Raw genomic sequence first — 9,816 nt, forward strand, 5'->3', positions numbered from 1 at the left:
CATGACGATCAACACACAACTCACTGCGAATGAAGCGACCAGCACGACCACCGAGCAGGCCGCGCCCGCACCGCGCGCGCAGGTGTGGCCGCTCGCGCCGCTGCAGGCCGGGCTGCTCTACCACGCGGTCTCCGGCGAGGGTGGCCTCGACGTCTACTCCATGCAGTCCACCTACGCTTTCGGGCCCGGGCTGGACCTCGACGTCCTCGAACGCGCCTGCGCGAGCCTGCTGGCCCGCCACGACGCCCTGCGCGCGGGCTTCTCCGCGGCGCTGCTCGACCGGCCGGTGCAGTTCGTGCCGCACGCGCTCGCCACCCCGTGGCGGGTCGTCGACCTGTCCGGACATGACAGGCAGCAGGCGCTGGCCGTCCTCGAACAGATCCAGGTCAGCGAACGGCAGCGCCGCTTCGACATGGACGCCCCGCCGCTCATCCGGTTCGTCGCCGTCGACCTCGGCACCGCCGGCGTCCGGCTCGTCATGACCAACCACCACATCGTCATCGACGGCTGGTCCGACGCGCTGCTCGTCGTCGAGCTGCTACACCACATCGCGGCCGGCGGCAGGGACGAATCGCTGCCCCGCGCACCGCAGTTCCGCGACTATCTCGCCTGGTTGGGGCGCCGCGAGCCCGGGCCGGACCAGGACGCCTGGCGCCGCGCCCTCTCGGGTCTGGAGTCCGGGGCGACCCTCGCCGATTCCGATCCCGACCGCGAGGCGGTCTTCCCCGACGTCGCCGAGATCGACCTCGGCCCGGAGCTCACGGCGGCCGTCGGTCGCCTGGCCCGTGCGTGCGCCGTGTCGACGAACACCGTGTATTCGACGCTGTGGGGCTTGCTCCTGCGCGGGTTGCTCGGCCGCGACGACGTCGTCTTCGGCACGACGGTCTCTGGGCGTCCGGCCGACCTTCCGGGTGTCGACGCGATGGTCGGGCTCTTCCTCAACACCGTCCCGCAGCGTGTGCGGGTCGCGCCCGGTGAGAGCGTGGCCGACCTGCTGCGCCGCGTCCAGGGCGAGCAGGCCGACCTCGTCGAACACCACCACGTCGGGCTCGGCGCGATCCAGCAGGACGCGGGGCTCGGGCCGCTCTTCGACACCCTCTACGTCATGCGCAACACCCCGACCGACGACGAGTCGTTCGCGCGGCTCTCGGAGTCGGTCGGGCTGGCCGACATCGACGGCGGCGACGCGACGCACTATCCGGCGACGTTCATCGTGCACCCCGGCGACGCGACGCGGCTCATCCTCAGCCACCGCACCGAGGTCATCGACACCGACGCGGCCCGCGCGCTGCTCGCGTCGGGGGTGCGCCTGCTCGAGGCGATGACCGCCGATCCGCGGCGCCCGGTCGGGTCGCTGGCGATACTCACTCCGGAGACCGAGGCGCAGCTCGTCGAGTCATGGACCGGCGACGCCCTCGACGTGCCGCAGACCTCCCTGGTCGACCTCCTGCGCGCGACCGCCGCAAGCGTTCCCGAGCGGACGGCGCTCGTCGACGAGACCGGCTCGATGACCTTCGCCGACCTCTGGGAGGCCGTGACCGCCCAGGCGGCCGCGCTGGTCCAGGACGGCGTCGAGCCCGGCGACCTCGTGACCATCGAGCTGCCCCGCGGCAACGACGTCGTCGTCGCGATCTTCGCGGTCTTCGCCGCCCGGGCCGCCTACGTACCGATCGACGCCGGCCTGCCCGACGCGCGCCGCGCAGCCCTGCGAGAGGCCAGCGGTGCGCGGTATGCGATCACCGGCGACGCCCCCGTCACGCGGCTCGCACCGCCGATCGACCGCCCGCGCGTGGAGCCGGGTGGTTACGGGCACGACGACCTCGCCTACGTGATGTTCACGTCCGGCTCGACGGGCGCCCCCAAGGGCGTCGCCATCGACCACGTCGGCCTGGTCAACATGCTGAGCAACCACCGGCGGCGGATCTTCGAGCCGGCCGGGGCGAGCCCTGCGGTGCCGTGGCGCGTAGCGCACGCCGTGTCGTTCGCGTTCGACATGTCGTGGGAGGAGCTGCTGTGGCTGCTCGACGGCCACGAGGTGCACCTGCTCTCGGAGGAGGTGCGCCGCGACCCCGCCTCGATGACCGACTACCTCGCCACGCACCGCATCGACGTCATCAACGTGACGCCTTCGGTCGCTGGGGCACTGCTCGCCGGGGGGCTCCTCGACGCGCAGACCCCGACGCCGCGGCTCGTGCTGCTCGGCGGGGAGGCAGTCGGGCCCGACGTGTGGTCGGCGCTGCGCGACGCGCCGAACACCCACGGCTACAACCTGTACGGGCCGACCGAGTACACGATCAACACCCTCGGCGGCGGCACGCAGGAGAGCGCGACCCCGATCGTCGGACGCGCCATCGACAACACCGACGTCCGGGTGCTCGACTCCGCCTTGCGCCCAGTGCTCGACGGGGTGCCGGGAGAGCTCTACGTCACCGGCGCCGGCCTGGCGCGCGGCTACCACGGGTCTCCGCGGCTCACCGCGGAACGTTTCGTCGCGGACCCGTTCGGGCCGCCCGGGTCGCGGATGTATCGCACCGGGGACATCGTCTCGCGCCGCCCCGACGGCGTCTTCGACTTCCACGGCCGCAGCGACGCCCAGGTCAAGATCCGCGGGCACCGCGTCGAGCCGGGCGAGGTCCAGGCCGTCCTCGCCGCCGACCCGCGCGTCGCGCGGTGCGCTGTCGTCGCGCGCCGGCTGCCGCACGGCGCCCTCGCCCTCGTCGGGTATGTCGTCGCGGCCCCCGCCGCGCTCGCGGCCGCCGGGTCGTCGCAGACGCTGCACCGCGAGCTGTCGCGTGGCCTCGCCGCGCGGCTCCCCGAGGCGATGGTGCCCGCGGCACTTGTCGCCGTCGACGACCTCCCGCTGACGATCAACTCCAAGCTCGACGTCGCCCGGCTGCCGATGCCGACGCTCGAGGCCGGCGGCGGTCGACGCCCGCGCGGGCCGCAGGAGGAGGCGGTGTGTGCGGTGTTCTCGCAGGTTCTCGGCCTGGAGTCGGTCGGCGCCGACGACAACTTCTTCGCCCTCGGTGGGCACTCGCTCGTCGCGATGCGCGCGGTCACGCTCATCGCCGAGCGCCTCGGCCGCCGCGTCGGGGTCGCCGCCCTGCTCGCCGCGCCGACACCGGCCGGGCTCGTCGTCGGCCTCGACGGCGACCACGACCCCTTCGCCGTCGTCCTCCCGCTCGGCGGGCATCCCGGGCGCGGCCGGGCACCGGTGTTCTGCGTGCACCCGATGCTGGGACTCGGCTGGACCTTCTCCGCCATCGCCGCCCGCCTCGACGGGTCCTTGGGCCGCGCGACCCGTGGCGACCGTGGGGCGCCGGCCGTCTACGCGTTGCAGTCCCCGGCGCTGCGCGACCCCGACAGCGACCCGGCGAGCCTCGACGCTCTGGCCGACGACCTCATCGACGCCGCCCTCGCGGCCGCGGCGGGCGCCGGCGACGACGTCGCACAGACGGGATGCCACGTCATCGGCTGGTCCTTCGGCGGGCATCTCGCGCACGTCATGACGGCCCGGCTCGAGGCGCGCGGCATCGGCGTCGCGTCGCTCACGCTCCTCGACCCGGGCGCCCCGACGCCGACGGACGAGCTCGAGGTGCCGACCGGTGACGGCGTCGAAGCACAGGCCGATGCGGCCGGCTTCCAGCCTGACGAGACCGAAGAGACCGACGGGCCCGACGAGGACATGCAGGCCGTCCTTGCGTTCCTGCTCGCCGCCGGGCTGCGCGACATCCCGGACTGGCTCACACCTCCCTACGACGTCGAGGAGGCGCTCGACTTCCTCACCGACGGGACGGGCGCCTTCGCCGGCCTCGGTGCCGACGACCTCGAGGCCTTCCGACGGGTCCGCGCGCTCAACGGGCGGCTGCTGCTGCGGGCGCGCTACACGCCCGTGGACGCGCCGACAGTGCTCGTCACCTCGACGGCAACCGACCCGCGCGACCCGTCTGCCGACGGTCCGGCCGCCGACCCCGCTGCTGCGGCGCGGGCCTGGCGCGAGCTGTCGCGCGCCGGCTTCGCCGAGCACCTCCTGGACGTCCCCCACGACCTGCTCACCTCGCCCTACGCGGCCGAGCGGATCGCCCCGCTCGTCCCCGTCGACACGGGCGCGACCCGCTTTGACCGCTGACGACACTGCACCCCAGGAGCCTCGATGAATCCCTTCGACGACGACGACGCCGACTTCCTCGTGCTCGTCAACGATGCCGGGCAACACAGCCTGTGGCCGACCTTCCGCCCCGTACCCGCGGGCTGGCGCACTGTCTACGGGCCAGGTCCACGCGGCGACGCCCTCGCCTATGTGGAGGCCAATTGGCACGACATCCGCCCGTTGGCCCCAACCCAGGCAGCGGGCGAGGCGACTGCCGCCGGCTCGCCCGCCGCAGACGGCATGCGGCTGACCCCGACCTCGTGAGCGGCGGGTTCACCCTTTCCGCGTGGGCGATCGACCTCACGCCCCTGCGGGTCAACCGACAGTTCCGGCTGCTGTTCATCGGCCGACTCGTGTCGATGTTCGCCCTCGGCATGCTCATGGTCGTCCTGTCGGTGCAGATCTACGACCTCACCGGGTCCTCGCTGCAGGTGGCGCTCGTCAACACCGCCCTGGGTGTCTCGACCTTCGTCGGGGCACTCGCCGGGGGTGTGCTGGCCGACCGCGTCGACCGCCGCCGGGTCATCCTCGTGAGCCGCGCGCTGGCCATCGCGGGCCTTGTAGGTCTGGCCTGCAACGCCTCCCTCGACGAGCCGTCGGTCGCGGCCCTCTATGTCTTCGCGGTCTGGGACGGCGTGACCGGTTCGATCGGCTCGACGGCCTTCGGCGCCGCGGTGCCGGCTGTCGTACCGCGCGCGATGCTGCCCGCGACCGGCACCCTCATGGCGATGTGCCTCGATCTCGGGTCGGCGGCCTCGCCGCTGGTCGGCGGTGTTCTGGCTGGGGCCGGTGGATTCGCCCTCGTGTACTGGGTCGTCGCCGTGATCAGCGTGATCTCGTGGCTGTTCCTCTTCCAGCTCCGACCGATCCGGCCGGGGGCGAGCGAGGAGGCGCAGGGCGGGGAGGCGGCCGAGCCGGCACCGGGAGCTGCGGAGACGGAGCCCGGACCGTCGAGCGTGTTGCCGGGAGAGTCGTCGGGGGAGTTGTCGGGCTCGGGCTCGGGCTGGCGCGGCTGGCGGGCCGACCTCGTCGGCGGCCTGCGGTTCGCCTCCCGCGAGCCGGTCGTCGCGGCCGTGCTGCTCATGGGCTTCCTGCAGATCTTCTTCGCCTCTCCGCATGTCCTCATCCCCGAGTTCGTGCAGAGCACCCTGGGCGGCGGCCCGGAGGCGGTCGGCCTGATGTACTCGGCGACCTCGGTCGGCGCGATCATCGCGACGCTCGCGAGCGGCTGGGTGCCGCGCGTGCGCCGGGTCGGGCTCGTCATCGTCGGGGTGTATGTGTCGTCGTCGATGTGGGTCGTCGCCTTCGGTCTGTCGCCGACCGTCGCGATCGCCGCCGTCGCCATGGCCCTGGTCGGCGCCGGTGACGTCATCGGCGAGATCCTGCGTTTCACGGTGCTCGCCGAGCGCACCCCGGACCGGTTGCGCGGGCGCGTCCAGAGCCTGTGGGCGGCGCAGGCGACCGTCGGCGACAGTCTCGGCGGGCCGGTTCTGTCGGTGGGCGCCCGACTCATCGGAGTCGGACCGGTCATCGTCGTCGGCGGCCTTGTCGCCGCCGTGACCACCGCCCTCCTCCTGCTGACCCACCCCCGACTGCGCACCCTCACCCGCACACCCGACACCGGCGCCGCCGACACGGAGGCTGACTCGCAGACCGAGGTCGACACGCAGACCGACGCAGGCACGCAGACCAACGCAGGCACGCAGGCTGACGCAGAACCCGGCCGGGATCCCGAAGCCGATCTCGCCCATAAGCCCGCCCACAACCCAGCTCACAAGCCCACGAGGAGTACCCCATGACGGCGACCTTTGTCCCGCGCCACTACCTGCCCGACGTCGAGCGCGACAAGATCGCGCAGTACTACTTCGACCTGCGCGCCCGACGGATCACCGTGACCGAGGTGATCCGGCTTTCGCAGCGGATGATGCGGGTGCGTTTCACCGGGCCTGACCTCGAGGACTTCCCGACGGTCGCCCCCGAGGACCACGTCAAGCTCTTCTTCGACAAGGACGCCGGCGGCGCGGTGCGGATGCCGCAGCTGCAGAACGGCCGTTGGTCGCCGGCGGAGTACACCTTCCGCGACTACACGGTCCGCGCGTTCGAGCCGCAGGGCCCGTTCCTCGACATCGACTTCGTGCTGCACGGCCACGGCGTCGCCGGACCGTGGGCCGCGCGGGCGCGCCCCGGCGACGAACTCGGGATGCTGGGGCCGCGCGGCGCCTTCCTCGTGCGCGACGTCTGCGACTGGTACGTCCTGGCCTCCGACGAGACGGCTCTGCCGGCGCTGGCGCGTTGGGTCGAGGGGCTGCGCGCGGGAGTGCCGGTGACGGCCGTCGTCGAGGTGCAGGACGCCGGAGACGAGATCGCCATCGACACCGCCGCCGACCTCGACCTGCGCTGGCTGCACCGCGGCGACGCCGAACCCGGCACGACGTCGCTGCTCGAACAGGCCGTCCGCGGGCTCGAACTGCCCGACGGCGACGGCTTCGTCTGGGTCGCGGGCGAATCGATGTCGATCAAGCCGCTGCGCCGCTACCTCTCCCGGGAGCTTCGACTCGACCGCGACAGCTGGGACGTCGACGGGTACTGGCGTCGCGGCGCCGCCAACCACGACCACCATGCCGAGGACGACGACGAGGACGACGCCGCTCCGCAGGCCACCTCGTGACGACGGTTCGCGACCACGGACCGGCCGATGTGCAGGCCGGGTCGGAGCCTGGCCGCCCGCCCCGCCGCCTTGACCGCCTCCACCCGATCGGCGGGGTCACGCGCAGCGGGGACGCGCGGGTCGCCGTGCTCACCGTGCTGCTCCTGCTGGCCCTGGGGGCGGTGATCTACGCGAGCCTGGCCTACGGCTCCTCCCACCTGGAGTTGTCGCAGGTCTGGGCCGCACTGCGCGGTGACGGCACCGACGCGCAAGCGGCGATCGTGCTGGGGCTGCGGGTGCCGCGGACCGTCGTCGGGCTCGTGTGCGGTGTCGCGCTCGGGGTCGCGGGTGCGCTGTGCCAGGCGCACACCCGCAACCCGCTGGCGGACCCCGGACTCCTCGGCGTCAACGCCGGTGCCTCGCTCGGTGTGGTCATCTCGATGGCCTACCTCGGGGTCACCGCGCCGGCCGGGTACGTGTGGATCGCGGTGTTCGGCGCGGTCGTCGCCGGCGCGGTCGTGCTCGGCCTCGCCGCGCGCATCCGCGTGCTGGAGCCGATGACGACCGTCATCCTGGCCGGCACGGTGCTCACGGCCCTGCTCGGGTCGGCGACGACCGCCATCGTCCTGTTCAATCCCACGACGATGAAGTCGTTCCAGTTCTGGAGCGTCGGCTCGCTCGCTGGTCGGGACTTCGCGGTCGTCGCGGGTGTGGCCCCCGTCCTTGCTTTGGGCCTGATCGCCGCCCTGGCCAACCTGCCCGCGTTGCCCGGCCTGGAGCTCGGCGAGCAACTCGCCGCCTCGCTCGGCCGCAACACCGCCCTCGACCGGATCGTCGGTCTCGGCGCGGTCGTCCTCCTCGCCGGCGCAGCCACCGCGGCCTGCGGCGCGCTCGGCTTCCTCGGCCTGCTGGCACCCCATGCGGCCCGGCGACTCGTCGGGGGACGCCCCATCGCGACCGTGCTCGTCTCGGCGCTCACCGGCGCGGTCGTCCTCCTCGTCGCCGACATCGCGGGCCGGCTCGTCCTGACCACCTCCGAGGTCAGCGTCGGCATCATGCTCGCCATCATCGGCGCCCCCCTCTTCATCGTCCTCGCCCGCCGCCTCGGCGGCACCGCCGGGAGCCTGCGATGACCCCGCCCACTCTGACCAGCGCCCTCGACTCCCGGGGCGGTGCCCCCGCACCCGACGACGGCGCACCGGCCGGGCGACGTCGAAGGACCCCGCTCGCGCGCCGCCGGATCGGTTGCACCGTGGCGGCCGTCGTCGCGCTCGCCGTCGGTGTCGTCCTCGACCTGTGCCTCGGGGACACGTGGATCCCGCCCGCCGACGTCGTCGGCGTCCTGCTCGGCACGGGGGATGACGCCGCGCTCGACTTCCTCGTCCGCGAACTGCGCGGCCCCCGGGTCGTCGGTGCCCTCCTCGTCGGGGCTTGCCTGGGGATGTCGGGGTCCATCACCCAGTCGCTGCTGCGCAATCCGCTGGCCAGCCCAGACATCATCGGCGTCACCGCGGGCGCGTCGTGCCTGGCCGTGGTCTCGCTGCTGGCGGCGTCGTCGGCCTCGTCGTTCGCCCCCGAAACGGGGACAGTGACGGTACCCGTCCTCGCCGTCGCCGGCGGTGCCCTCGCCGGTCTTCTGGTCGTGGCGGTCTCCTGGCGCAACGGGTTGGACGCGCGCCGGGTCATCCTCGTCGGGCTCGGCGTCAACGCCGGACTGTCGGCCTTCACGTCGTGGCTGCTGCTACGGGCCGACTTGCCAGACCTCACGTCCGCCATGATCTGGCTGACCGGGTCGCTGTCGGCCGTCGAGATGGGCACCCTGCGACCCGCTCTCGTTGGCGCACTCCTGTGTCTGCTGCTCGCGGGGATCACGTCGCGCTATCTCGGGCTGCTGCGCTTCGGGGAGCTCACGGTGCGCTCGCTGGGGGTCAATGTTGCGCTCGCCCAGCTCGGCCAGGCCGCGATCGCCGTTGTCGCGGCGTCATTGGCCTGCGCGATCGCCGGTCCGGTCGCCTTCGTCGCGTTCTGCGCCCCGCAGATCGCGATGTTCCTCTTCCGCACGGAGGGTCCGCCGGTCGCTGGGGGCGCGCTCATCGGCGCCGTCATGGTGGTCGTCGCCGACGTCGTGGCGCGCACCGCGTTCCCCGCGCCAGTGCCGGTCGGCCTCGTCACCTCTTTCGCCGGTGCCCCGGTCCTGCTCTGGCTGCTGACCCGTTACGCCGGCCGCGACGCCTGATGCCGCCTCGTGCCTTGACCTAACGCGTCATCGCCGCGCCGCCGTCGACGACGAGATCCTGCATCGTCACGTGCCGTGCCGCGTCGGAGACGAGGAAGGTGACGACCTGCGCGACGTCCTCGGGCTCGGCCAACCGCTGCAACGGGATTCCGACCTTGAAGCGGGAGACGTCGCCGCGCACGATGGCCTCCTCGTCGGAACCGGCGTCGGCGAGCATCCGCTCGACCATGCCGGTGCGGGTCGTGCCCGGTGAGACGACGTTGCAGCGGATGCCGTGTTCGGCGAGCTCGAGCCCGAGGGACTGGGTGAACAGCGCCGCGGCGGCCTTCGATGCTCCGTAGGCGGCCATGCCGTGCCGGGGCAGACGTCCTGAGTTGGACGCGACGGTGACGATGACGCCCCTCCTACGCGGGATCATCCGTCGGGCGACGGCCGTCGAGACCGTAAACACACCTGTGGCGTTGACGGCGAAGACCCGCTCCCACTCCGCGAGCGACGTTTCGACGGCGACCCGGTTGCTCAGGGTCCCGGCGCAGCTGACGAGCACGTCGATCGGGGCGGCAGCGTCGGCCTGAGCGACGAATGCCTCGACGGCGGCCGCGTCCCGAACGTCGAGGACCGTCACGCCTGGCGCCGGACGCGCGTCAACTCCCAGGACCTCGCGCCCCTGAGACCGGAGCGCGGCGACCACCGCCGCCCCGATCCCCCCGGCCGCACCGGTGACGAGGGCGTGCGAACCGTCAGGGCTATCGGTGAGTGGCGTCGCCATCGGCTCAGCTTAAG

7 protein-coding genes are annotated in these 9,816 nt (G+C 73.0%); 6 read left to right on the forward strand and 1 reads right to left on the reverse strand.

What is annotated here, in order from left to right:
* Nucleotide 1 precedes the first annotated feature (1 nt).
* Genes KILIM_RS04605 through KILIM_RS04630 form a run of 6 tightly spaced genes read left to right on the forward strand, consistent with a single transcriptional unit; the run spans nucleotide 2 to nucleotide 9,033 of the window.
* Nucleotides 2-4,129 carry a non-ribosomal peptide synthetase gene (locus tag KILIM_RS04605; protein ID WP_006591466.1) on the forward strand — a complete coding sequence of 1,376 codons (4,128 nt, stop codon included), beginning with the start codon at nucleotides 2-4 and terminating at the stop codon, nucleotides 4,127-4,129.
* A gap of 24 nt (nucleotides 4,130-4,153) precedes the next feature.
* A complete protein-coding gene (locus KILIM_RS04610; RefSeq protein ID WP_006591467.1) occupies nucleotides 4,154-4,414 on the forward strand; it encodes an MbtH family protein in 261 nt (86 codons plus the stop codon).
* The gene (locus tag KILIM_RS04615; protein WP_006591468.1) at nucleotides 4,411-5,949 is read left to right on the forward strand and encodes an MFS transporter; all 1,539 of its coding nucleotides are present in this window, start codon (nucleotides 4,411-4,413) and stop codon (nucleotides 5,947-5,949) included. Before KILIM_RS04610 ends, KILIM_RS04615 begins: the two co-directional genes overlap by 4 nt.
* Complete coding sequence (locus KILIM_RS04620) at nucleotides 5,946-6,818, forward strand: siderophore-interacting protein (protein ID WP_006591469.1); 873 nt, start codon at nucleotides 5,946-5,948, stop codon at nucleotides 6,816-6,818. Before KILIM_RS04615 ends, KILIM_RS04620 begins: the two co-directional genes overlap by 4 nt.
* Nucleotides 6,815-7,930 (forward strand): FecCD family ABC transporter permease, encoded by a 1,116-nt coding sequence (locus tag KILIM_RS04625; RefSeq protein WP_006591470.1) that lies wholly within the window; start codon nucleotides 6,815-6,817, stop codon nucleotides 7,928-7,930. The genes KILIM_RS04620 and KILIM_RS04625 overlap by 4 nt, the downstream gene beginning before the upstream one ends.
* Nucleotides 7,927-9,033, forward strand: a complete 1,107-nt coding sequence (locus KILIM_RS04630; protein ID WP_006591471.1) for a FecCD family ABC transporter permease — start codon at nucleotides 7,927-7,929, stop codon at nucleotides 9,031-9,033. Before KILIM_RS04625 ends, KILIM_RS04630 begins: the two co-directional genes overlap by 4 nt.
* Nucleotides 9,034-9,052: 19 nt before the next feature.
* Here the strand turns inward: KILIM_RS04630 and KILIM_RS04635 are convergent, their stop codons facing one another.
* Entirely contained in the window at nucleotides 9,053-9,802 is a 750-nt protein-coding gene (locus tag KILIM_RS04635) for a 2,3-dihydro-2,3-dihydroxybenzoate dehydrogenase (protein WP_006591472.1), read from the reverse strand.
* Between the last annotated feature and the right edge of the window lie 14 nt (nucleotides 9,803-9,816).

This window comes from Kineosphaera limosa NBRC 100340 (genome assembly GCF_000298215.1).
Classification (GTDB): Bacteria; Actinomycetota; Actinomycetes; order Actinomycetales; family Dermatophilaceae; genus Kineosphaera; species Kineosphaera limosa.

What these genes read in the sequence shown, in the direction of transcription:
- KILIM_RS04605 (WP_006591466.1), top strand. Translation starts at nt 2, where the DNA reads ATGACGATCAACACACAACTCACTGCGAATGAAGCGACCAGCACGACC.
- KILIM_RS04610 (WP_006591467.1), top strand. Translation starts at nt 4,154, where the DNA reads ATGAATCCCTTCGACGACGACGACGCCGACTTCCTCGTGCTCGTCAAC.
- KILIM_RS04620 (WP_006591469.1), top strand. Translation starts at nt 5,946, where the DNA reads ATGACGGCGACCTTTGTCCCGCGCCACTACCTGCCCGACGTCGAGCGC.
- KILIM_RS04630 (WP_006591471.1), top strand. Translation starts at nt 7,927, where the DNA reads ATGACCCCGCCCACTCTGACCAGCGCCCTCGACTCCCGGGGCGGTGCC.
- KILIM_RS04635 (WP_006591472.1), bottom strand. Translation starts at nt 9,802, where the DNA reads ATGGCGACGCCACTCACCGATAGCCCTGACGGTTCGCACGCCCTCGTC.